A 24042-nucleotide genomic window follows, 5' to 3' on the forward strand; every position below is an offset into this window, starting at 1 on the left:
TCGTCACAGTTCAGATCCCATCGAGAAGTGCAGACGAATACCGCCTTCTTCATCCAGCGCGTGGGCGAGGTCCAGCCGCAGCGGCCCGACCGGTGACACCCAGCGCACACCGATGCCCACGCCGGTCTTGAGGCTTGGCAGGTCCAGAGAATTGAACGAGTTGCCCTGATCGACGAATGCCGCCACGCGCCACTTTTCGGCGATCGAGTACTGATATTCGGCGCTGCCGGCGATCATGTAGCGGCCGCCAATCTTGTCGCCGTCGGAGTTTTCCGGTGACAGCGATTGATAGTCATAGCCGCGCACGCTCTGGTCGCCACCGGCAAAAAAGCGCAGGGACGGCGGGATGGATTTGTAGCCGTTGGTGGCGCTGCCGCCGACCTGCACCCGGCCGAGGAAGCGGTGATTCTGCGCCACGGTGGTCAGCCCTTTGAGCATGACCGTACCGTGCAAGAGGTTGGCATCCGAGCCCAGCCCTTCCTTGGCGACCTGGGTGTCGAACTGCAGCCGGTAGCCATTGTGCGGGTCGATGCGGTTATCGCTGCGCAGGTATGAATAGCTGACGCCGGGCATGAGCAACGTGCTCAGGCCTGAGTCGTTGCCCAGTCGGTATTCTTCGCGCTGCCACTTCAGCGAGATCACCCGCTCCCAGCCGCTGGGCAGCTTGCTGTGCCATTCGGGCCCGACGGTCAGCAGTTTGCTGAGGCTGTCCGTGTCGGCGATCTCTTCATATTGATAGCCGCCGGCGAAACGCAGTTTGTCGGTCAGGGGCGGGTCCAGCGGAATGTCGTAGAACAGGCCGACGTTCTGCCGAGGGGCGGAGATTTCGGCTTCAGCGCCATAACTGTGGCCTTGTGGATTGACCCAGTGGCGCGTCCAGTTGGCCTTCACCCGTGGGCCGACGTCGGTCGAATAGCCCACGCCCAGTCCCATGGTCCGCGGCTTGCGGGTCTGCAGTTGGACGTCGACCGGAATAACCTGAGCCTGGGCGTCTGTAGGCGCTGCATTGACTCGCACGCCTTCAAAATAGCCGCTCGCCTGCATGGCCTGGTTGAGTTCGGCGATGAGTTCGGAGTCGTAGGGCGTGTCCTGCTTGAAAGGCACCATTCGCTGCAGCAGGTCTTCATCGAAAGGCGCGTCGCCGCTGAAGATCACTTTACCCAGCGAGAAACGTGGCCCGCTGTCGTAAACCAGCTCGATGTCGGCGACACCAGCACGGGGGTCAACGGACAGGCGCTGGGTCACGAATCGGCCATTGAAAAAGCCATAGCGCGCGGCCTGGGTTTCGATCAGGTGCTTGGCGTCCTCGTAGACACCATGGTTGAGTACTGCGCCGGGTTTCAGGGCGTCGCCTTTAGGCACGCGGAAGCTCTTGAGCTGGGTGGCCTGCCCGGTTACGCGGATGGACACGTTGCGCAGGTGGACAGGCTCGCCGGCCTCGACCTTCAGCAGCAGTTGCAGGTTGTTGTCGACGTGGCGGACTTCGCTGTCAATCTGCGCCTGGTAATAGCCAAGGGCCTGAGCAGCCTTCAGCGCCTGCTCGACGGCCCCCACGCTGAAGCGTTCGAGGGCCGGCTCGTCGCGCTCGCCGAGACTGCCCACATACCCTTCGATGTTGGATTTGAGCGCGGCATTGGACGGCTTGATCCGGACCTCCAGCTGCGCATCGGCGAATGCCGCGCAGCTGGACAACATCAAGACAAAGCCACTGGTGTATCGACGGGGAAACTTCATAGGCGAGAATGCTACACGAGCAACGCGGGCTGCTGGAACCCGCTGAAATTGAGGAGCTTGCGTAGCTCAAGCCACAGAACCCAATGAAACATGAGGGTTTGGGTGGAAAAATATGCGTTCTCGGACAGGTCCTACTGCGACCTCACCGATTTCCTCATAACCCTGTCGTTGATAGAACTCCAGATAGTGGCCATTACCGGTGTCGAGGACGATCCCTTCCGAGTTCTTATCCTCGGCACACCAGTCATGCAGGGCATGCAACAACTGCTCGCCGTAGCGCTGGCCCTGGAAATCAGGGTGGACACCGAACAACGGCAGCACGTGAACCGCTTCGGACGGCGCGCAGGCCAGCACATCGTGGTAATACTCCAGATAGCGCTGGGTTCCCCGCAGGCCGGTGCTCATCAACATGCGAATGCGCCAGGCCCAGCTTTCGGTGATGCCCAGCCGCCGTTGGGGCGGGGCAATCAGCACAGCGCCTACCAGCCGGTCTGCGACGAACAGGCCCAGCGCCGGCATTTCCTGAAGAAAGTGCTGCTTGACCAGTTGGCGGATGGTCGACCTGACCCGGTGCTCGTAACCGGATCGGCCAGATTCGAAGAGGTGGGCGAAGCTTGGCTCCTGGCGGTAGGCGAGGTACAGCAGCGAGCGGGTTTCGCGGGAGTAGCCGCTGTCGAGCTGACGGATCTCCGCCGTTTCGCTAGGCAGTTCTGGCATGGTGTTCGTCCTTTTGATGAGCCCCGGGGCGGCCGCTCGGGTGGTGGTCTTCAAGGCTTCGAGTGGCCGTCTACAAGCGCAGTTCCCGCGATGTGGCCATCGTTCAGAAATGCCTACCCGCCATCTGTGCTCCTGCCGAGCGAACCGGGCGCTGGCCGTCGCCCGGCAGGTCGGCTAGCATCGCCGTTTGTATTTGTAAGGAGCTGCCAGGAGCGCCGCCCATGAAAATTGTGTCTTTTAATATCAACGGCCTCCGCGCCCGACCGCATCAACTGGCGGCGTTGATCGAGAAGCATCAACCCGACGTCATCGGCTTGCAGGAAACCAAGGTCTCCGACGAGCAATTTCCCCAGGCCGATATCGAAGCGCTGGGTTACCACGTGCATTTCCACGGTCAGAAAGGTCATTACGGCGTCGCCCTCCTCTCGCGTCAGGCGCCACTGTCGATTCACAAGGGCTTCGACAACGACGATGAGGACGCCCAGCGCCGTTTCATCTGGGGCACGTTCGCCGATCGCAACGGCAATCCGGTGACGGTCATGAATGGCTATTTCCCACAGGGCGAAAGCCGTGATCACCCGACCAAATTCCCGGCCAAGCTGCGTTTCTATGCGGATTTGCAGAACCTGCTGGAGACGCGTTTCAGCAATGACCAGCCGCTGGTGGTGATGGGCGACGTCAACATTTCCCCCGAGGACAGCGACATCGGCATCGGCGCCGACAATGCCAAGCGCTGGTTGAAAACCGGCAAGTGCAGCTTCCTGCCGGAAGAGCGCGAGTGGCTCGGCAAACTCAAGAGTTGGGGCTTGGTGGACAGCTTCCGCCATCTGTACCCGGAAGTGGTCGATCAATTCAGCTGGTTCGATTACCGCAGTCGCGGTTTTGAAGACGAGCCCAAGCGCGGCCTGCGCATCGACCTGATCCTTGCGTCCCACGGGCTGCAACCGCGCATCAAGGCCGCCGGCGTGGATTATCACCTGCGGTCGATGGACAAACCGTCCGACCACGCGCCGATCTGGCTTGAGCTGGAGTAACTGAACCATTAAGCGATGAGCCGCGCGGCGCCGTGCCTGCGGCTCGATCGTCCAACGCGCAACAAGCCGCGAGCTGTCATCTGGCCGTCATTCGCCTGTCTTATTCTCCGACCACTTCATTTCCCATAAAGATGCCGCACATGCTGCGCACTCGTGTATTCGTTCTGCTCGCTTCGCTTCTCGCAATAGACACGCACGCGGCGGCCCTGCCCGCGCCCACTGATGGCGCGCCGGCCTTGCGTATTCAGGGCTCTAACACGATTGGCGCGCAGCTCGGGCCGGCGCTGGTCAAAGGCTTGCTGGCTCGGCAAGGCGCGCTGGGAGTACAGGAACAACCCGGCCCGAACCCCAACGAGATGCGTCTTATCGCCCGGTTGCCCTCGGGCCAGGACGTCAGCATCGAGATCGCGGCCCACGGATCGAGCACCGGGTTCGTGGCGCTGAAGGACGGGCTTGCCGATGTGGCCGCCTCTTCACGCCCCATCAAGAACAACGAGGCCATCGACTTGGCGGCCCTTGGCGATCTGCGCAGTCATGAGGCCGAACAGGTGATCGCCATCGACGGCGTTGCAGTGATCCTTCACCCCGGCAACCCGCTCCGCGAGCTGAGCACGGCGCAACTGGCGAAGATCTTTTCCGGAGAAATCCGCGACTGGGAGCAATTGGGCGGCCCGGCCGGGGCTATCCATTTATACGCACGGGATCACCAGTCCGGCACGTACGACACCTTCAACGAGCTGGTGCTGGCCAGGTCAGGCAAGACGCTGTCGAAGGAGGCCAGGCGCTTCGAGTCCAGCGAGGAATTGTCCGATCAAGTCAGTCAGGACCGTCAGGGCATTGGCTTCATCGGGCTCCCCTATATTCGCCAGGCCAAAGCCGTGGCGATCATCGACGGTAAGTCGAAACCGATGCTGCCCACCGCCAGCTTGATTGCCACCGAAGATTACCCTCTGTCTCGCCGCCTGTACTTCTACTTGCCGCCCGACTCGAGGCAGCGCTGGGCCAAGGCGCTGGTGCGGTTCGCCCAGAGTCCACAGGGCCAGTCCATCGTCGCGCAGAACGGGTTTGTGGCGCAGACGGTTCAAGCGGTGAAGGTGCGGGCGACGGCGCAGATGCCGCTGGCGTACCAGAACCTTGCCCGTGTGGCCGAGCGGCTGTCGGTAAACTTCCGTTTTGCCCAGGGCAGCGCGACGCTGGACACCAAGGCAATGCTCGATCTCAAGCGCGTGGTCGAGTACCTGAAGGCCCATGACAAGCTGGATCAGAAGGTGACGCTGGCGGGGTTTGGCGATGCCAAAAGCGATCCCGCGCGGGCGCAATTGCTGTCAAAACTGCGCGCCATGGCGGTGCGCCGGGAACTGCTGAAACATCAGGTGGTGCTGCGTGACGTGCGTGGGTTCGGCGACGAAATGCCCGTGGCGGCCAATGATGGCGATGAAGGCCGGATCAAGAACCGCCGGGTGGAGGTTTGGGTGGAGTGATGCGGTTGAGGCACGCAGTTACTGTGCAAACCATTCACTATCCTGTCGTGGGATACCTCCGCAATCGCGCTGCGAACGGGGTCTATGTGGGAGTGAGCTTGCTCACGAAGAAGGCATTTCAGGCGCTGAAAACTTGAAAGATTTGCCGACTTCTTCGCGAGCAAGCTCGCTCCCACAAATTGCTTGTCATCAGAAAAATTTGCGGTGCCGCCGCGCTCGATGAAACCCCGCTCGCTGGCGACTCCGCCCGTCGGTCACCGGTGCTCGCTGCGCATCATCTCTTTCGGCACATACTTGCCGACCTCGAATTTGCCAATGGCCGCGCGGTGCACTTCGTCCGGGCCGTCGGCCAGGCGCAAGGTGCGCTGCATGGCGTACATATAGGCCAGCGGGAAATCGCCGGATACCCCGGCTCCGCCGTGCATCTGGATCGCCCGGTCGATCACCCGTAACGCAACATTCGGTGCGACCACTTTGATCTGCGCGATCTCGCTTCTCGCCACCTTGTTGCCGACGGTGTCCATCATGTAAGCCGCCTTCAGGGTAAGCAGGCGGGCCATGTCGATTTCCATCCGCGAGTCGGCGATCTTGTCGATGTTGCCGCCCAATCGCGCCAATGGCCGCCCGAACGCCGTGCGCTGCACGGAGCGTTTGCACATCAGTTCCAGTGCCCGTTCCGCCATGCCGACCGAGCGCATGCAGTGGTGAATCCTTCCCGGGCCAAGGCGACCCTGGGCGATTTCGAAGCCACGTCCTTCACCCAACAGAACGTTTTCGTACGGCACGCGCACGTTTTCAAACAGCACTTCGGCGTGGCCATGGGGCGCATCGTCGTAGCCGAACACTGGCAGCGGTCGCACGATCTTCACGCCGGCCGCGTCAGTCGGCACCAGAATCATTGAATGCTGCTGGTGGCGCGGGCCGTCGGGGTTGCTCAGGCCCATGAAGACCATGATCTTGCAGCGCGGGTCGCAGGCCCCGGAGGTCCACCATTTACGGCCGTTGATGACCCACTCATCGCCATCGCGCACCGCTGTAGCGGCCATGTTGGTGGCATCCGAGGACGCCACGTCGGGTTCGGTCATCGCAAACGCCGAGCGAATCTCGCCGCGCAGCAAGGGTTCTAGCCACTCTTGCTTCTGCGCGTCATTGGCATAGCGCACCAGCACTTCCATGTTGCCGGTGTCCGGCGCGGAACAGTTAAAGGGCTCCGGCCCCAGCAGCGAGCGGCCCATGATCTCCGCCAGCGGCGCGTATTCGAGGTTCGACAGCCCTGCCCCGAGCTCGGATTCGGGCAGAAACAGGTTCCACAACCCCTCGGCTTTTGCCTTGGCTTTCAGTTCCTCCATGATGGCCGTCGGCTGCCAGCGGTCGCCTTCGGCCACTTGACGCTCGAACACCGGCTCGGCGGGATACACGTAGGCGTCCATGAAGGAGGTCACGCGCTCGCGCAGTGCCTGAACCTTGGGGGAGTAAGCGAAATCCATGGGGCAGCTGCCTTCTGTGAGGTGTTGTCAGGTCGTGATCCGATGCTAGAACAGCGCTCCCCATTTATCTAACCTATTCTCGCCGTGTATAAACATTCATAACCGATATATGATTCGGCGCATTCCAAACAACAAGAACCGCACGAGGCGCACGGCAATGAACCTGAGCAAGGTCGATCTCAATCTCTTTATTGTGTTTGACGCCATCTACACTGAAGCCAACCTGACCCGCGCCGGCCAGATCGTCGGCATCACCCAGCCTGCCGTGTCCAACGCCTTGTCTCGCCTGCGCGAAACCTTCAACGATCCGCTGTTCGTGCGCACGGCTCAGGGCATGGTGCCAACGCCCATGGCGCAGAACATCATCGGCCCGGTACGCAATGCCCTGTCGCTGCTGCGGGTGTCGGTGCAGGAGAGCCGGATTTTCAATCCGCTGCAGGCCAGCAAGAATTACCGCATCAGCATGACCGACCTCACCGAGGCAGTGATTCTGCCGGCGCTGTTCCAGCGGCTGCGGCGTCTGGCGCCCACCGTGACCATCGAAAGCTTTCTGTCCAAGCGCCGGGAGACGACCAAGGAACTCGCGGCGGGCCGGCTGGATTTTGCCGTGGATGCGCCGCTGAACACTGACCCGCAGGTGCGCCACGTCAAGCTGATGGAAGACCACTACGTGTGCGCCATGCGCCGGGGCCATCCGCTGGCAAACAAGGAGGCCATCAGCCTGGATGACTACCTCGGTGTCGCGCACATTCATATTTCCAGTCGACGCAGCGGCCTGGGTTATGTGGACCTGGCATTGGGAAAAATGGGCATTCAGCGCAAGGTCGCGTTGCGTTCGCAGCACTACCTGATGGCCTCGCAAGTGTTGCAGCAGACCGACATGGTGATGACCGTCCCCGAGCGCTTCGCCCGACGCAATGACCTGCATTTCGTGTATTTGCCGGTGAACGACGTGCCGACCGTGGAGACGCACCTGTACTGGCACGAAAGCACCGACCAGGACCCGGCGAACCGCTGGATGCGCGAGCAGATCATCGAGCTTTGTCAGTTGGTGACTGCGCAGGAGCGCAAGTTGGGGAAGACCCTTGAAGCAGCTGTGAAGTAGGCGTTCAGCGGCGCATCCGGCCACTGTAGGACCGGCTTTAGCCGGGAAGCCGCCGGTATGAACACCATCAATTTTGAGGTGCTGCCGCCAACGCCTTCCCGGCTGAAGCCGGTCCTACAATTGGAATGCGATCATCCAGTGATGAACGCGGCGATCCAGTGAGACTGGCTTCAGCCGGGAAGAAGGTGATGAGAGTGATACGCCCCTTGACGTTAACGTAAAGCCCAACTTACGTTACGCCCATGCCTTCTGTATCGAGCACTGCCATGACCGCGACCACCTACAGTATTTCCGACCTCGCCCGCGAGCTGGACATCACCACCCGCACCATTCGCTTCTACGAAGAACAAGGCATGCTCAGCCCCGAACGCCGTGGGCTGGAGCGGGTTTATTCGGGCCGCGACAAGGTCACCCTCAAGCTGATTCTGCGGGGCAAGCGCATCGGCTTTTCCCTGGCGGAATGCCGCGACCTCATTGGCCTGTATGACCCCGCCGGCGGGAATCACAGACAACTGAGCACCATGCTGGAGAAAATCGCCGAGCGTCGCGCGCAGTTGGATCAGCAACTTCTGGACATTCAGCAGATGCAGCTGGAGCTCGACACGGCAGAGGAACGCTGCAAGGCCGCACTGGAAACATCCAGTTGATGCAACCCGCTAGCACAAGAACCTAAAGTCAAAACTCTCAGGAACGATGCCGCTATGTCTCTCCCTCAACGTGTGCGTCTGGTTGAAGTCGGCCCTCGGGATGGCCTTCAGAACGAATCCCACCCAGTCAGCGTCAGCGACAAACTTCAATTGGTTCAGGATTTGACCGACGCTGGCGTGAGCTACATCGAAGCGGGCAGTTTCGTGTCGCCGAAATGGGTGCCGCAGATGGCCGGCTCCGCTGAACTGTTCGCCGGCATTCAGCGCAAGGACGGCGTGATCTACGCCGCGCTGGCCCCCAACCTGCGCGGGTTCGAAGACGCGCTGGCCGCCGGCGTGAAGGAAATCGCCGTGTTCGCCGCCGCGTCGGAGTCGTTCTCCCAGCGCAACATCAACTGCTCAATCAGCGAAAGCCTGGATCGGTTTCTGCCGATCATGGAGGCCGCGCGCCTGCACGGCATCAGCGTTCGCGGCTACGTGTCCTGTGTGCTGGGTTGCCCCTATGAAGGTGACATTGCGCCGAAGCAAGTGGCGGCAGTTGCCAACGAGCTGTTCGCGATGGGCTGCTACGAGGTGTCCCTCGGCGACACCATCGGCACCGGCACGCCGGGCGCCACCCGCACGCTGTTCGACGTGGTCGCCGGGCAGATTCCGCGCGGCAAACTGGCCGGGCATTTCCACGACACCTATGGTCAGGCGTTGGCCAACATCTATGCCAGCCTGCTGGAAGGTATTCAGGTGTTCGACAGTTCCGTGGCCGGCCTCGGCGGCTGCCCTTACGCCAAAGGCGCGACCGGCAATGTGGCCAGTGAGGACGTGGTTTACCTCCTGCAGGGCCTTGGCATCGAAACCGGTATCGATCTGGACAAGCTCATTACCGCCGGTCAACGCATTAGCGACATCCTCGGTCGAGCGAACGGCTCGCGGGTGGCAAAGGCACGTTTGTCGGCTTGATGTGCGACAAGTTGTCACACAATGTTACCCTGCCCGCCATCACGTTCAGGGAAACGGGTAACACGGAAACACCTGGCGACAGATTCGGTCTTGAATCCACGCCGGTGAATTCCGGAAAGCCCCGCGAACCGGGACCTCAGCAAAGTTGGCATGGCTTCTGCTATGTCTTACGTACGACAAAAATAACAAATGCAATAACCCAATAAAAACAAGACGTATCGGCTCTGACACAACAAGAACAACACGGACAGAGACGCAGCTAACTGATTTTTTTGGAGTGGATCGCTCTACTTGAGGCCTTGGCCTCACGACCGTACTGAGAACAATAAAACTGCGTTCAGGCAGCTACCAGACGAGTCGGATCGAAAGATCGAAGCGTATCAGCGCTCAAAAAAATACGTTTGCTCTTGGCCCCCTATGGGGTCGCTCAAAAAAAGCAAAAAAGGCTGGCTGCCAAAAATAACAACAGGCCACCTAATAATAACAAGAGCATGCAGTTGAAATTGAAGGGGAGCCCAGGCTCCCCTTCGTGCTATCCGGCATTCGTAAACCTCCCCTTCTACCTATTCCAGCGGCCAGCACCTCGCCCCCGTTGACATCAACCCGACCGCAGGCTTACGTTAACGTAAAGGTGACACCGTTTATTCCCTCCTGACAGCCCTCCAATAACAACACGGGATGCAGTTCATGAATTACCCCACGCTCAACTTCGGCCTCGGCGAAACCCTCGACATGCTGCGCGACCAGGTGCGCGCCTTCGTGGCCGCCGAGCTCGCCCCGCGCGCTGCCCAGATCGACAAAGACAATCTCTTTCCCGCCGACATGTGGCGCAAGTTCGGCGACATGGGCCTCCTGGGTATTACCGTCGATGAGCAATACGGCGGCGCCGGCCTCGGCTACCTAGCCCACGTCATCGCCATGGAAGAAATCAGCCGGGGCTCTGCCTCCGCGGCGTTGTCCTACGGCGCCCACTCCAATCTCTGTGTCAACCAGATCAACCGCAACGGCACCCCCGAACAAAAAGCCCGCTACCTGCCCAAGCTGATCAACGGCGAGCACGTCGGCGCCCTCGCCATGAGCGAACCCAACGCCGGTTCCGACGTGGTCTCGATGAAGCTGCGCGCAGACCGACGCGGCGACCGTTTCGTGCTCAACGGCAGCAAAACCTGGATCACTAACGGCCCTGATGCCAACACTTACGTGATCTACGCCAAGACCGACCTGGAAAAAGGCGCCCACGGCATCAGCGCGTTCATCGTCGAGCGCGATTGGCACGGCTTCTCCCGGGGCAACAAGTTCGACAAGCTCGGCATGCGCGGCTCCAATACCTGCGAGCTGTTCTTCGATGACGTTGAGGTACCGGAAGAAAACCTGCTGGGGGCGCTCAACGGTGGCGTGAAGGTGCTGATGAGCGGCCTGGATTACGAGCGCGTCGTGCTCTCGGGCGGGCCGGTCGGGATCATGCAGGCGTGCATGGACGTGGTGCTGCCGTACATTCACGACCGCAAACAGTTCGGTCAGAGCATCGGCGAGTTCCAGCTGATCCAGGGCAAGGTCGCCGATATGTACACCCAGCTCAACGCCAGCCGCGCCTACCTGTACGCCGTGGCCCAGGCCTGCGAGCGCGGCGAGACCACGCGCAAGGACGCCGCCGGGGTGATCCTCTACACCGCCGAACGGGCGACCCAGTTCGGCCTGGACACCATCCAGATTCTCGGCGGCAACGGCTACATCAACGAATTCCCGGCCGGACGACTGCTGCGTGACGCCAAGCTCTACGAGATCGGCGCAGGCACCAGTGAGATCCGCCGCATGCTGATCGGCCGCGAGCTGTTCAACGAAACCCGCTGACCGCGCCGGAGGCCCCATGACCATTCTGCACACCCGGATCAACCCGCGTTCGCCGGAATTCGCCAGCAACAGTGACGCCATGCGCACGCAACTCGACGCCCTGCACAGCCTGCTCGACCACGTCCAGCGAGGTGGCGGTGCGAAGGCGCAGGAACGCCACACCTCCCGGGGCAAGCTGCTGCCCCGGGAGCGAATCAATCGCTTGCTCGACATCGGCTCGCCCTTCCTCGAACTCAGCCAGCTCGCCGCCCATGACGTGTATGGCGAAGACGTCCCGGCCGCCGGGCTGATCGCCGGCATTGGCCGGGTTGAAGGCGTCGAATGCATGATCATCGCCAACGACGCGACGGTGAAAGGCGGCACGTATTACCCGCTCACGGTGAAAAAACACCTTCGCGCCCAGACCATCGCCCAGCAAAACCGCTTGCCGTGCATCTATCTGGTGGACTCCGGTGGCGCCAACTTGCCCCGCCAGGACGAAGTGTTCCCGGACCGCGAACACTTCGGCAGGATCTTCTTCAATCAGGCCAACCTGAGCGCCGAGGGTATCGCCCAGATCGCCGTGGTCATGGGCTCCTGCACCGCTGGCGGCGCCTATGTGCCGGCCATGGCCGACGAAACCATCATGGTCCGCGAGCAGGCGACCATCTTCCTTGCCGGGCCGCCGCTGGTGAAAGCCGCCACAGGCGAAGTGGTGAGCGCCGAAGACCTTGGCGGGGCCGATGTGCATTGCAGGGTTTCCGGCGTTGCTGATCACTACGCCGACAGCGATGATCACGCCTTGGCCCTGGCACGACGCTGCGTGGCCAACCTGAACTGGCGCAAGCTTGGCCAGTTGCAGACCCGCCCGCCCCAGGCACCGCTGTATGCCGATGACGAGCTGTACGGCGTGATCCCGGCAGACGCCAAGCAGCCGTTCGACGTGCGCGAAGTCATCGCGCGGCTGGTGGACGGTTCGGTGTTCGATGAATTCAAGGCGCTGTTCGGCACCACGCTGGTCTGCGGCTTCGCCCACCTGCACGGTTACCCGATCGCTATCCTCGCCAACAACGGCATCCTCTTCGCCGAGGCTGCCCAGAAAGGCGCGCACTTCATCGAACTGGCCTGCCAGCGCGGCATTCCGCTGCTGTTTCTGCAGAACATTACCGGCTTCATGGTTGGCCAGAAGTACGAGGCCGGCGGTATCGCCAAGCACGGCGCCAAGCTGGTCACCGCCGTGGCTTGTGCGAAAGTCCCCAAGTTCACGGTGATCATCGGCGGCAGCTTCGGCGCAGGTAACTACGGTATGTGCGGCCGCGCCTATGACCCGCGCTTTCTGTGGATGTGGCCCAACGCGCGGATCGGCGTCATGGGTGGCGAACAGGCGGCCGGTGTGCTGGTGCAGGTCAAGCGCGAGCAAGCTGAACGCAGCGGCCAGACCTTCAGCGCTGAGGAAGAAGCCGCGCTGCGCCAGCCGATCCTTGATCAATACGAGCATCAGGGCCATCCCTGGTATTCCAGCGCCCGGCTATGGGACGACGGTGTGATCGACCCCGCCCAGACCCGCGACATTCTCGGCCTGGCCATCAGCGCCTCCCTCAACGCCGCCATCGAACCGACCCGCTTCGGCGTGTTCCGGATGTGACCCGAGAGAATCGCCCCATGAATGATTTCGCCACCCTCGACATCGCCCTCGACCCACGAGGGTTCGCCACGCTCTGGCTCAACCGGCCGGAGAAAAACAACGCCTTCAACGCGCAGATGATTCGCGAGCTGATCATTGCTCTGGATCAGCTGCAGAAGGACGACAGCCTGCGTTTTCTGCTGTTGCGCGGACGCGGCCGACATTTCAGCGCCGGTGCAGACCTCGCCTGGATGCAGGAGTCGGCCAACCTCGATTACAACACCAACCTGGGCGACGCCCGGGAGTTGGGCGAGTTGATGTACAACCTCGCCAAGTTCAAGGCGCCGACCCTCGCCGTGGTGCAAGGCGCTGCTTATGGCGGCGCACTGGGCCTGATCAGTTGTTGCGACATGGCCATTGGCGCTGAAGACGCGCAGTTCTGCCTGTCGGAAGTGAAGATCGGCCTCGCCCCGGCGGTGATCAGCCCGTTCGTGGTGCAAGCCATCGGCGAACGTCACGCGCGACGCTATGCCCTGACCGCCGAACGCTTCGACGGCACCCGGGCGCGGGAAATCGGCCTGCTGGCTGAGTGTTACCCCGCCGCCGATCTGGAGCAGCACCTGGAACACTGGATCGTCAACCTGCTGCTCAACAGCCCCCAGGCCATGCGCGTCAGCAAAGACCTGCTGCGTGAAGTTGCCGATGGTGAGCTGACCCCTGCCCTGCGCCGCTATTGCGAGAACGCCATCGCACGCATTCGCGTCAGCGCCGAAGGCCAGGAAGGTCTGCGGGCGTTTCTGCAAAAGCGCGAACCGGCCTGGCGCGGCAAACCCGGCACGCTGTCTCAAACACCACAAGACCTGCGTGCCCCACAAGGAGAGTCGCACTGATGAGCGCCCCCCACACACAACCGCTGAATTCGGTGCTGATCGCCAACCGGGGCGAAATCGCCTGCCGGGTCATGCGCACGGCCAAGGCCATGGGCCTGACCACCGTCGCCGTGCACAGCGCCACGGACAGCAACGCTCGGCACGTACGCGAGGCCGACGTCGCGGTGAACCTCGGTGGCAGCAAGGCCAGCGAGAGTTACCTGCAAATCGACAAGCTGATTGCAGCCGCCAAGGCCAGTGGCGCCCAGGCCATCCACCCCGGTTACGGGTTTCTCTCGGAAAACGCAGGCTTTGCCCGCGCTGTCGAGCAGGCAGGCCTGATCTTCCTCGGCCCGCCCGCCTCGGCCATTGACGCCATGGGCAGCAAATCGGCGGCCAAGTCGCTGATGGAAACCGCTGGCGTGCCGCTGGTGCCCGGCTATCACGGCGATGCGCAAGACGCCGCAACCTTCCGCGAAGCGTCCGCCCGCATCGGCTACCCGGTACTGCTCAAGGCCACGGCCGGCGGTGGCGGCAAGGGCATGAAGGTGGTTGAGCGCGACGAGGATCTGGCCGAAGCGCTGGCCTCGGCACAACGTGAGGCGCAGTCGTCGTTCGGCGATTCCCGCATGCTTGTCGAAAAGTACGTGCTCAAGCCACGCCACGTGGAGATTCAGGTATTCGCTGACCAGCACGGGCACTGCTTGTACCTCAACGAGCGCGACTGCTCGATTCAGCGCCGTCACCAGAAGGTCGTCGAAGAAGCCCCGGCGCCGGGCCTGACACCACAGATGCGTCAGGCCATGGGCGAAGCGGCGGTGCGTGCGGCTCAGGCGATTGGCTACGTCGGTGCCGGCACGGTGGAGTTTCTGCTGGACGCCCGGGGCGATTTCTTCTTCATGGAAATGAACACGCGCCTGCAAGTCGAGCACCCGGTGACCGAGGCGATTACCGGGCTGGACCTGGTGGCCTGGCAGATTCGGGTGGCCCAGGGCGAGCCGCTGCCGATCACCCAGGCCGAAGTGCCGCTGAACGGTCACGCGATTGAAGTGCGGTTGTATGCGGAAGACCCGGCCAACGACTTCCTGCCCGCCACCGGGACGCTGGCGCTGTATCGCGAATCGTCGCCGGGGCCGGGACGCCGCGTTGACAGCGGCGTCGCGGAAGGTGACGAAGTTTCGCCGTTCTACGACCCGATGCTCGGCAAACTGATCGCCTGGGGCGAGACCCGTGAACAAGCGCGCTTGCGGCTGCTGGCGATGCTCGACGAATTCGCCATCGGCGGCCTGAGGACCAATCTTGCGTTTCTGCGCCGCATTATCGCGCACCCCGCCTTCGCCCAAGCCGAGCTGGACACCGGATTTATCCCTCGTTACCAGGAAGATCTGCTGCCAGCGGCAGAGGGCTTGACGGAGGAGTTCTGGCAGCTGGCGGCGCAGGCGTACCTGAGCACTGCAGCGGTGACGATCAGATCCGACGACGCCCATTCGCCGTGGTCGACCACCCGCGGTCTTCGCCTTGGCGGCCCAAGCGAAGTGACACTGCACCTGGCGTGTGGTGCAGAGTCCCGAAGCATGGTGATGCGGAGTGACTCGCAGCAAGGCGTTCGTTTGAGCGGCGAGCACTTGCTGATCGAGCGGGATGGCGTGCGCCGGCAGACCATTGCGATCCGTCGGGCCGGCACGCTTTACCTGCAATGGCAGGGCGATGTGCATGCGATCCGCTCGGTTGACCCGATTGCCGAGGTGGATGTGAGCCAAGGTCATCAAGGCGGCCTCACCGCCCCCATGAACGGCAGCATCGTTCGGGTGCTGGTCAGCGTGGGCGAACAGGTGCAGATCGGCACGCCGCTGGTAGTGCTGGAAGCAATGAAAATGGAACACAGCATCCGCGCGAACGCAGCGGGTACCGTGGCAGCGCTGCATTGTGCCGAAGGCGAGATGGTCAAGGAAGGGACAGTGCTGGTGGAGCTCGCCGCTGTGGTAGACGGCGAATGACAGGCTGCCGACTCCCGTAATGTAGGACCGGCTTCAGCCGGGAAAGCGGCAGTGGGGACACCACACAATTGAGGGTGTTAACACTGGCCTCTTCCCGGCTAAAGCCGGTCCTACTATTGCACAGCGTGCAGCCAGTGAGATTGTGTGGGTTTCACCCACGCATCGCGGGCATACAATGAGATCGAGCGTGAACTCAAATGTAGGACCGGCTTCAGCCGGGAAGGCGGCAGTCGTTGCACCGCGAGATTGAGGGTTCGCACACTGGCCTCTTCCCGGCTAAAGCCAGTCCTACCAAGCGATGCATCCATTGCGGTAGGAGGAGGCCTGACCGACCTCCTCCCATTCCTCATGCCGCTACCTCATACAACTTAAGCACTTCAACTTCGCCACTGACCAGGCTCTGGCGCATCCGCGCCGCCTGCAGTGCCGCTGCCTTCATGGCGCTTTCCTTGACGTGACCATAACCGCGAATGCGTTCCGGGAGCCGCGCAAGACTCAGTGCCGTGTGCCGGTTGCTCGCGCTCAGGTGGCCGAGGATCAGCTCGATATCGCCCACGTACGCATCAATCAGCTCGCGCTCCTGGCGTCGCTCGACGCTGCGGCCGAACGGATCGAGCGCGGTGCCGCGCAGGAATTTGAAACGCGCCAGCACATCGAACGCCTTCAGCATCCACGGCCCGAAGCTGCGTTTGCGCGGCACGCCACTCTTCGGATCACGCTTGGCCAGCCACGACGGTGCCAGATGAAACTCGATGCGGTAATCCCCTTCAAATTGCGCTTCAAGCTGACGGGTGAAATCGCCGTTGCTGTACAGCCGCGCCACTTCGTACTCGTCCTTATAGGCCAGCAGCTTGAAGTAGTTGAACGCCACCGCCTCGGTCAACGCAGGCGGTTGCCCCGGGAACAGCCGTGCCTCGGCGTCCCGCACACGGTTCACCAGCGTCAGGTAGCGCTCGCTCAGCGCGCCGTTCTGATAAGCGATCAAGGCGTGGACGTTGCGGGTGACACGCTCTTCCAGGGTCAGATGCTCAGGGTCCGGCGTTGGCTGGCTCTGCGGATTGGCCGCCGCTTGCACCGCAGGGAGGTCAAACGCTGCACGACGCCCCCACAAGAACGCTTGCTGGTTCAGATTGACCGCCACGCCGTTAAGCTCGATGGCTTTTTCGATGGCCGCAGAGGTCAACGGAATCAGCCCCAGCTGGAAGGCATAACCCAGCATGAAAAGGTTGCTGGCAATGCTGTCGCCCATCAATTTGGTCGCCAGGTCCGTCGCCTGCACAAAGTGCGTTTTGTCGGCGCCGACGGCTTCGCGAATGGTCTGCATCATCGCTTCGGCGGGAAACTCCGCGTCGGGGTTTCGGGTGAACTCAGCGGTCGGCGTCTGCTGGCTGTTGATCACCGCATGGGTTTTTGCGCTGTTGAGCTTGGCGATGGCGTCAGGGCCTGAGGCCACCAGCAGATCACATCCCAGCAGCAGATGCGCTTCACCGGCCGCGATGCGCACGGCGAACAGATCTTCCTGGCGCGCGGCGATACGAATGTGGCTGACCACCGGGCCGAACTTCTGGGCCAGACCGGCCTGGTCGAGCACGCTGCAGCCCTTGCCCTCCAGATTGGCGGCGTAACCCAACATAGCGCCCACGGTAGTCACGCCCGTCCCGCCCACGCCCGGCAGCAGAATGTTGTACGGCTGCGCGAGGCTCGGCAGGGTCGGCTGCGGCAGTTCGGCGAACGCCTGGGCCTGTTTCGGCAACTGCGGCTTGCGCAGCTTGCCGCCATGCACCGTGACGAAGCTCGGGCAGAAGCCTTCGACGCAGCTGAAGTCCTTGTTGCACGCGCTCTGGTCGATTTCGCGCTTGCGCCCTTCGGGGGTTTCCTTCGGCAGCACCGACAGACAGCCCGACTTGACGCCACAATCGCCACAGCCTTCGCACACGGCCGGGTTGATGATGGCGCGCTTGTCCAGATCCACCATCGTGCCGCGTTTGCGGCGACGGCGTTTTTCCGTGGCGCAGGTCTGGTCGTAGATGATCACCGACACGCCCTTGAACTCGCGCAGCTCGCGCTGCACGGCATCAAGGTCGCTACGGTGGTGGAAAGTAGTAATCGGCGCGAACTGCTCGCGGCTTGGGTATTTCTCTGGCTCGTCAGACACCAGCGCAATGCGCTGCACGCCTTCGTTGAACACCTGGCGGCTCAGTTGATCCACCCGAAGCACGCCATCGATGGGCTGTCCGCCGGTCATGGCGACGGCGTCGTTATAGAGAATCTTGTAAGTGATGTTGACCTTGGAGGCGACCGCCGCCCGCAGCGCCAGATGCCCGGAGTGGAAGTAGGTGCCGTCACCCAGGTTCTGGAACACGTGGGGGGTTTCGGTGAACGGCGCCTGGCCGATCCAGGTCACGCCCTCGCCGCCCATCTGGGTAAACGTCTCGGTTTCCCGGTCCATCCAGATGGTCATGTAATGGCAGCCGATCCCGGCCAGGGCGCGGCTGCCCTCCGGCACACGGGTCGAGGTGTTGTGCGGGCAGCCTGAGCAGAAATGCGGGGTGCGCTGGGTGTTGAACAGCGGCGCAGCAAGGGCCTTTTCCTTGTCGGCCAGAAATTGCAGACGCGCGTCGATTTTCGGGCTGCTGTAAATCGGCGCAAGGCGCTTGGCGATGACCCGGGCGATCATCGCCGGCGTCAGTTCGGCCAGGTTTGGCAACAGCGAACGGCCTTCTTCATCAAACTCACCGACCACACGGGGACGCTGATCCACCGGCCAGTTGTACAGCTGGCCGGTAAGCTGATCCTCAATGACGCTGCGCTTTTCCTCGACCACAAGGATCTCGTCCAGGCCTTCCGCAAAGCCGTGCACCGACACCGGCTCAAGCGGCCAGCTCATGCCGACCTTAAGCACACGAATGCCCACCGACGCGCAGAGGTCTTCGTCGATGCCAAGCTCCTCGAGGGCCTGACGCACATCCAGATACGACTTGCCGGTGGTGATGATGCCAAGCCGCGGTTGCGGCGAATCGATGACCACTTTATTGAGGTTGTTGGCCCGGGCGAACGCGCGGGCGGCGTAGATTTTATAGGTATTGAGGCGCGCCTCCTGGGCGAGGGGCGGATCGGGCCAGCGAATGTGCAGGCCGCCTTCGGGAATCTGGAAGTCTTCAGGTATCTGCGTCTGGATGCGCAGCGGATCGACCTCAACAACAGCCGAGGAATCGACGTTTTCGGCGATGGTCTTCATGGCCACCCAGCAACCGCTGTAGCGCGAAAGCTCCCAGCCAATGATGCCGTAATCGAGAATTTCCTGGACGTTGCTGGGGTTGAGCACCGGGATCATCGAGGCGATGAAGGCGTGCTCGCTCTGGTGCGCAATGGTCGAGGATTTGCAGCCGTGGTCGTCCCCGGCGAGGATCAGCACCCCGCCCTTTTCGGCGACGCCGGCCGAGTTGCCGTGCTTGAACACGTCGCCGCAGCGGTCAACGCCCGGACCTTTGCCGTACCACAGGGCGAAGACGCCGTCGTATTTGCCGTGGGGAAACAGGTTGACTTGCTGACTGCCCCAGACCGCCGTCGCGGCGAGCTCTTCGTTGACGCCTGGCTGGAAATGAATGGCGTTCTGCTGGAGATAATCCTTGGCGTCCCAGAGGCTCTTGTCGAGGTTGCCCAACGGCGAGCCGCGATAGCCTGAGATAAAGCCGGCGGTGTTGAGCCCGCGGGCTTCGTCGCGCTGCTTCTGCAGCATCGGCAGGCGAGTCAGCGCCTGGGTTCCGGTCAGGTACAGATTGCCGGTTGCGAGTCGGTACTTATCGTCCAGACGAATATCAGCCAGGGACATTCAGGCACTCCTTTATTTTTATTAGTGCGTTTTGAATGCGGCGCCAGCGGCGTTTGCAGCCTTGCCAGCGCCTCGCCGTCAGGACGGTTCAGCCCAACGGTCACAGACAAAATACTGCCTGCCCGACGGAGGCTTTTTCTTCCTAAATCGATGCGAATCTGCTCATATCGTGCATGCCCGTTCCCGTTCAAGAATAAAAAAGGGTCAATTCATGCAGGTCAAGCTCAGCCCCATCGATCGCAAGATCCTCCGTCTGTTGCAGCACGACGCCAATCTCTCCGCCGCGGAGATCGCCGAGCGTGTCGAACTCTCCCAATCCCCCTGCTGGCGGCGCATCAATCGTCTGGAAGAAGAGGGCATCATCGAACGCAAGGTCGCCCTGCTCAACCCGGCCAAGCTCGGGCTGACCATGACCGTGTTCGTCGACGTCAAGCTGTCCGGCCACGGGCGCAAATACCTGACCGAATTTGAAGAGGCGATCACCGGATTTCGCGAAGTGCTGGAGTGCTACACCATGGCCGGCGACATGGACTTCCTGCTGAAGGTGGTGGTGCAGGACATCGCCAGCTACGAACGATTCCTGCGCGATCACCTGCTGCAGAGCCCCCATGTGCAGGAAGCGCATTCGAACATTGCAATGAGTGTGGTGAAGCGCACGACAGAATTGCCGATCGACTAGGCTGCCGATGGACCGAGGCGGAGGCAAAAGCCGCCCACGGGGAAAAACTCTTTTCACTGGGGCACGAAAAAAGCATTGACTCTCAAATGGGAATGATTATTATTGAGCGCAACCGGTCGCGAGACTGGTTGGTAACCCAGAAGCCTTAGGTCGGCTTCCGGATTATCTCCTCATCAGGCTAATCACGGTTTTTGACCCGGCTTATAGCCGGGTCTTTTTTTATGCCCTTTTCGGGTCTGGGTTCGGTCGGGTGTTGCGTCTTCAGGCTAATGAAGAGGGTTCGACAGTGAACTGTCTTTTCGATGGCGCGCATCATAGCAAATGGATCGAGCGATGGGCTCTTGCCGCTGTCAAAAATTGACACATTCAGTAAGAACTTCCGAATTCACGACGTTGTTTTCCGCGACCGCCGCTATTCAAACAGTGAGCAAGACGCCATGACTCAGCTCCTCGACTCGTTGATAACCAACTCTCCCGTGTCGCCCGCCTTGGGCACGAGCGCCGAAACCGACCTGTACCGACGCCGTCTGCAGCGTCTGCCGCGCAGGGTTCAGCAGGTCTTTCTGCTGAGCCGCCTCGACGACCTTTCTTACACCGATATCGCCCGCCTGCTTGACGTGGACGCCAGCACCGTCGAACGCTGCATGACGGTTGTGCTTGAGCACTGCGTCAGCGAGCCCGCCGGACATGACCCGTCCCGTGGGATTCTGCTGCAAGCCTTGCGCTGGTACGTGCACCTGCAAAGTCCTCAGGCCACGGCCAGTCAGCGCATCGAGTTTCGTCACTGGCTCGACGCCGACCCCAGGCATCTGGCGGCGTTTCAGCACAGCGAGCAGTTCTGGCGCACGCTGCAGGCACCGGCCGCGATTCTGGGTGCCAGTGGCTGGCATCGGCGCAAACCGCGTGCCTACGTCGGCTGGTTGCTGGTCACGGTGCTGCTGTGTGGTCTGCTGGTCACCGCCGAGGCCTACAGCTGAGGCAAACCCTGACTCTTTCGCGAAATATTCTGTCGCGGTCCTTCAACCTGATGCGTGTAAAGTAACCGTCATAACAGCCCAGCGAGACAATCAGGCCCTGCGTCGATTGCCTCCCGATGGCGTTGCGACGGCCTCGCAATGATAACCACGTACTCAGGACGCTCCCGTGACTCAAACCGCCCTTACCATCTCCGCCGATTTCGACAGCGGTAACATCGTCATGCTCGACGCCAGCAACCCGAAAGCGGTGCAACTGGCGATTCGCCCTGACACCAAGAGCGCGCACTTCCAGTGGTTCCATTTCAAGGTTGAAGGCCTGCACATCGGCGAGCCCCACGGCTTCAGCCTGACCAACGCCGGCGAGTCCAGCTACAACGACGCCTGGACCGGCTACAACGCAGTGGCCTCCTACGACCAGAAAACCTGGTTCCGCGTACCGAGCCAGTTCAACGGCAAGGCGCTGAACTTCGAGCTGACGCCCAGCGAATCCCAGGTGTGGTTCGCCTACTTCGAACCCTACAGCCGCGAGCGCCACGACTGGCTGGTGGAAGAGGCGCTGAACAAGGCCGGCACCGAGCTGCTGGCCACCGGCAAGAGCGTCGAGGGCCGAGACATTCCGCTGCTGCGCAAGGGCGACGGCGCTGCGGGCAAACGCAACATCTGGATCATCGCGCAGCAGCACCCCGGCGAGCACATGGCCGAGTGGTTCATGGAAGGCATCATCGAACGGCTACAGGAAAACGACCCTGAGTTGCAGGCCTTGCTGGCCTCGGCGGACCTGTATCTGGTGCCGCACATGAACCCGGACGGTTCGTTCCACGGGCATCTGCGCACCAACGCCCACGGCAAGGACCTCAATCGCGCATGGCAGGACACGACCCCCGAGCTCAGCCCGGAAGTGTTTTTCGTCAAAGCGCAGATGGAAAAATATGGCGTGGACATGTTCCTCGACGTCCACGGCGATGAGGAAATCCCCTACGTCTTCACCGCTGCCTGCGAAGGCAATCCGGGGTACACCGACAAGCAGGCGCAACTGGAAGCGGATTTCCGCGCGCGGTTGAGCGGCCTGACCCGGGACTTTCAAAGCAAATATGGCTATCCGAAATCGGCGCCGGGCCAGGCCAACATGAACCTGGCGTGCAACAGCGTTGGCGAGCGCTACAAGTGCCTGTCGCTGACCCTGGAAATGCCGTTCAAGGACAACGATGACGCGCCGGATGTCGTCACCGGCTGGTCAGGCCAGCGCTCGAAACAGCTGGCCCGTGATGTGCTGACCACGCTGGGGCAGATGGTGTCGGTGCTGCGCTGAGGCGTGAGCTGACAGTTCTCAGCTTCCAGAAACACCATCGGCAGCAGGGTGTGCCCGCTGGCGATGGCGTCAATCACAGTGACGACACGCATTAATCCCGCGATTTCCCCCGCAGCATGCTGTCCAGCACCTCATCCCTCCTCACCCAGCCGTGAAACAGCGCGGCGGCCAGATGCGCCAGAATTGTCAGGAAAAACAGGTACGCCAAATAGGCGTGGGCCTTGCGCAGCAGCGCGAAGGTGTCCGGGTTGGCCGAGACGATGGACGGCAGGCGCACCGAACTGCCGAGCATGACCGGATCCCCGGCGGCGGAAATCATCGCCCAGCCAATCAGCGGCATCGCCAGCATCAGCGCGTACAGCACGTAATGGGACAGCTTGGCCGCCAGTGCCTGCACGGCCGACAAGTCAGCCGGGAGCGGCGGCGTCTGAGTGGTCACACGGACGATGATCCTGACGATGACCAGCAGCAGAATCGCGATGCCCAAGGGCTTGTGCAGGTTCAGCAGCCACTGGTGCCGCTCGGACACCGAGGCGACCATGCCGGCGCCGATGAACAGCATGGCGATGACCATCAGCGCCATCAGCCAGTGCAACAGCCGCGCCAGTGGGGCGAAATGCTTGACGGGCGTACTCATGGCTGTTTCTCCTGGGCAGGTTCGGCTTTCAGCTGATCGACTTCACCGGTGCGACGCATGTACGACGCGGCGTAGGCGGCCGAACGCGCAGCGAGCAGCGGGTCATCCGAGCCTTCAATACCATTGGGCAGGATCAGCGGATCGTAATTGATATCGCGGCAGTCGCCGCTCAGTTGCGGGCTGTCGGCATTGACGACCAGCGTCCCGGCGTCGACGGTCTTGTGCTCACCGGACCAGGCCTTGGACGCATCGTTGGTCGGGTCCTGAGGGTTGGCCAGCGTCAGCACCAGCTTCCAGCGTTGGGGACCACTGGCGAGTCGTTCGCTGAGGTCCTTGTCCAGATAGTCCTTCGCGTCGGGCGCAGGCGCCGCATCGGTGGCTTCCGGCACCAGACTCCAGCGCACGGCCTGACGCTTGCCGCTGGCATTCACCAGCACGAATGCGTTGATGCTGTTGTAAGTTTCAGTGGCGAAGCTGGCCGAAGGCTTGGCGGTCTTGACCCAGGCCAGAAACGGCTGGGCTTCCGGGTGCGCGGCAAAGAACGCCTGGGGTTTCGCCGGGTCGGGCTTGCCGGTTTTCGGGTCAGGCCCGGTGGCGATCTGCAGATCGACAAACGCCTCGGGCGTCGCCACCGGAAACACCGGCATGCTGTTCATGCCGGTGCGCCATTGCTGGCCGTTGGGCTGGGTGAACTGCACGGCAAAGCTGCGCAACGGCGCGGCGCTGTCGGGGGAGTACGGGTTGCCGGTGGGCACCGCCAGACGCCCGATCACCGGCGTACGCCCGCTGGCGAAAACTCCAGCTTTGGACAGGCTGGCAGCGGCGCCGTTGCTCTCGAAGTAGCCAGCAACACAGATGCCTTTCGGGTGGTTGCGACGGTAACCGGGGTGGACACCATTGTTGCGTTCGAACACGTCAACGACGCGCGCCGGCGTCAGTCGCTGTGGGTCGAGGCTGCCATTGACGTAGGCGAACGCACCTGCAGCAATCAGTACGATCAGGCCAATGCCGCCCAGGCGCGCCAGTTTTGCCGATGTGCTCAACGGCGGTTTACGGGGGGATGGTGGTTCACGGTCAATCATCGATAACACTCCGGGCTTCTAGCCTCTTGAACTGCGGGTGATGTGGG

The 24042-nt window shown here is 62.0% G+C and carries 18 protein-coding genes; 12 read left to right on the forward strand and 6 right to left on the reverse strand.

The window, feature by feature from the left end:
• Positions 1 to 3: 3 nt before the first annotated feature.
• The gene (locus FX982_RS20165; RefSeq protein WP_172612238.1) at positions 4 to 1734 is read right to left on the reverse strand and encodes an autotransporter assembly complex protein TamA; all 1731 of its coding nucleotides are present in this window, start codon (positions 1732 to 1734) and stop codon (positions 4 to 6) included.
• 66 nt (positions 1735 to 1800) lie between these two features.
• The gene (locus tag FX982_RS20170) at positions 1801 to 2451 is read right to left on the reverse strand and encodes a GNAT family N-acetyltransferase (RefSeq protein WP_122624949.1); all 651 of its coding nucleotides are present in this window, start codon (positions 2449 to 2451) and stop codon (positions 1801 to 1803) included.
• Between the two features lie 221 nt (positions 2452 to 2672).
• Here FX982_RS20170 and xthA point away from each other — a divergent pair, with 221 nt between their 5' ends.
• Together xthA and FX982_RS20180 are read left to right on the forward strand one after the other, a co-directional pair.
• The gene (gene xthA / locus FX982_RS20175) at positions 2673 to 3485 is read left to right on the forward strand and encodes an exodeoxyribonuclease III (RefSeq protein WP_172612239.1); all 813 of its coding nucleotides are present in this window, start codon (positions 2673 to 2675) and stop codon (positions 3483 to 3485) included.
• 140 nt (positions 3486 to 3625) lie between these two features.
• Complete coding sequence (locus tag FX982_RS20180; RefSeq protein WP_172612240.1) at positions 3626 to 4966, forward strand: substrate-binding domain-containing protein; 1341 nt, start codon at positions 3626 to 3628, stop codon at positions 4964 to 4966.
• A 254-nt stretch (positions 4967 to 5220) separates the two neighbouring features.
• Here FX982_RS20180 and FX982_RS20185 read toward each other — a convergent pair whose 3' ends face one another.
• Positions 5221 to 6453 carry an acyl-CoA dehydrogenase gene (locus FX982_RS20185; protein ID WP_172612241.1) on the reverse strand — a complete coding sequence of 411 codons (1233 nt, stop codon included), beginning with the start codon at positions 6451 to 6453 and terminating at the stop codon, positions 5221 to 5223.
• Positions 6454 to 6610: 157 nt separating this feature from the next.
• Between FX982_RS20185 and FX982_RS20190 the strand changes: the two genes are divergently transcribed.
• The 7 genes from FX982_RS20190 (at position 6611) to FX982_RS20220 (ending at position 15479) form a co-directional block, all read left to right on the forward strand.
• A complete protein-coding gene (locus FX982_RS20190) occupies positions 6611 to 7558 on the forward strand; it encodes a LysR family transcriptional regulator (protein WP_172612242.1) in 948 nt (315 codons plus the stop codon).
• A gap of 266 nt (positions 7559 to 7824) precedes the next feature.
• Positions 7825 to 8205 (forward strand): MerR family transcriptional regulator, encoded by a 381-nt coding sequence (locus tag FX982_RS20195; protein WP_172612243.1) that lies wholly within the window; start codon positions 7825 to 7827, stop codon positions 8203 to 8205.
• A gap of 54 nt (positions 8206 to 8259) precedes the next feature.
• A complete protein-coding gene (locus FX982_RS20200) occupies positions 8260 to 9159 on the forward strand; it encodes a hydroxymethylglutaryl-CoA lyase (protein ID WP_172612244.1) in 900 nt (299 codons plus the stop codon).
• Positions 9160 to 9846: 687 nt separating this feature from the next.
• Positions 9847 to 11010, forward strand: a complete 1164-nt coding sequence (locus FX982_RS20205; protein WP_172612245.1) for an isovaleryl-CoA dehydrogenase — start codon at positions 9847 to 9849, stop codon at positions 11008 to 11010.
• 16 nt (positions 11011 to 11026) lie between these two features.
• The gene (locus FX982_RS20210; protein WP_172612246.1) at positions 11027 to 12634 is read left to right on the forward strand and encodes a carboxyl transferase domain-containing protein; all 1608 of its coding nucleotides are present in this window, start codon (positions 11027 to 11029) and stop codon (positions 12632 to 12634) included.
• A gap of 17 nt (positions 12635 to 12651) precedes the next feature.
• Positions 12652 to 13503, forward strand: a complete 852-nt coding sequence (locus FX982_RS20215) for a gamma-carboxygeranoyl-CoA hydratase (RefSeq protein WP_172612247.1) — start codon at positions 12652 to 12654, stop codon at positions 13501 to 13503.
• Positions 13503 to 15479, forward strand: coding sequence for an acetyl/propionyl/methylcrotonyl-CoA carboxylase subunit alpha (locus FX982_RS20220; RefSeq protein WP_172612248.1), 1977 nt, complete (start codon positions 13503 to 13505; stop codon positions 15477 to 15479). The genes FX982_RS20215 and FX982_RS20220 overlap by 1 nt, the downstream gene beginning before the upstream one ends.
• Before the next feature lie 346 nt (positions 15480 to 15825).
• Here FX982_RS20220 and FX982_RS20225 read toward each other — a convergent pair whose 3' ends face one another.
• Positions 15826 to 19311 carry an indolepyruvate ferredoxin oxidoreductase family protein gene (locus FX982_RS20225; RefSeq protein ID WP_172612249.1) on the reverse strand — a complete coding sequence of 1162 codons (3486 nt, stop codon included), beginning with the start codon at positions 19309 to 19311 and terminating at the stop codon, positions 15826 to 15828.
• 211 nt (positions 19312 to 19522) lie between these two features.
• Here FX982_RS20225 and FX982_RS20230 point away from each other — a divergent pair, with 211 nt between their 5' ends.
• The 3 genes from FX982_RS20230 (at position 19523) to FX982_RS20240 (ending at position 22276) form a co-directional block, all read left to right on the forward strand.
• The gene (locus FX982_RS20230) at positions 19523 to 19990 is read left to right on the forward strand and encodes an Lrp/AsnC family transcriptional regulator (RefSeq protein ID WP_065990584.1); all 468 of its coding nucleotides are present in this window, start codon (positions 19523 to 19525) and stop codon (positions 19988 to 19990) included.
• Positions 19991 to 20427: 437 nt separating this feature from the next.
• Positions 20428 to 20967: a DUF4880 domain-containing protein gene (locus tag FX982_RS20235; protein ID WP_172612250.1), complete on the forward strand. Its 540-nt coding sequence runs from the start codon at positions 20428 to 20430 to the stop codon at positions 20965 to 20967.
• Positions 20968 to 21187: 220 nt separating this feature from the next.
• The gene (locus tag FX982_RS20240; protein WP_172613123.1) at positions 21188 to 22276 is read left to right on the forward strand and encodes a M14 family metallopeptidase; all 1089 of its coding nucleotides are present in this window, start codon (positions 21188 to 21190) and stop codon (positions 22274 to 22276) included.
• Between the two features lie 91 nt (positions 22277 to 22367).
• Here the strand turns inward: FX982_RS20240 and FX982_RS20245 are convergent, their stop codons facing one another.
• Positions 22368 to 22913 (reverse strand): cytochrome b, encoded by a 546-nt coding sequence (locus FX982_RS20245; protein WP_172612251.1) that lies wholly within the window; start codon positions 22911 to 22913, stop codon positions 22368 to 22370.
• Complete coding sequence (locus FX982_RS20250; RefSeq protein WP_172612252.1) at positions 22910 to 23995, reverse strand: catalase family peroxidase; 1086 nt, start codon at positions 23993 to 23995, stop codon at positions 22910 to 22912. The genes FX982_RS20245 and FX982_RS20250 overlap by 4 nt, the downstream gene beginning before the upstream one ends.
• Positions 23996 to 24042: the final 47 nt, after the last annotated feature.

It is taken from the genome of Pseudomonas graminis (assembly GCF_013201545.1).
In the GTDB taxonomy this organism is placed as follows: Bacteria; Pseudomonadota; Gammaproteobacteria; order Pseudomonadales; family Pseudomonadaceae; genus Aquipseudomonas.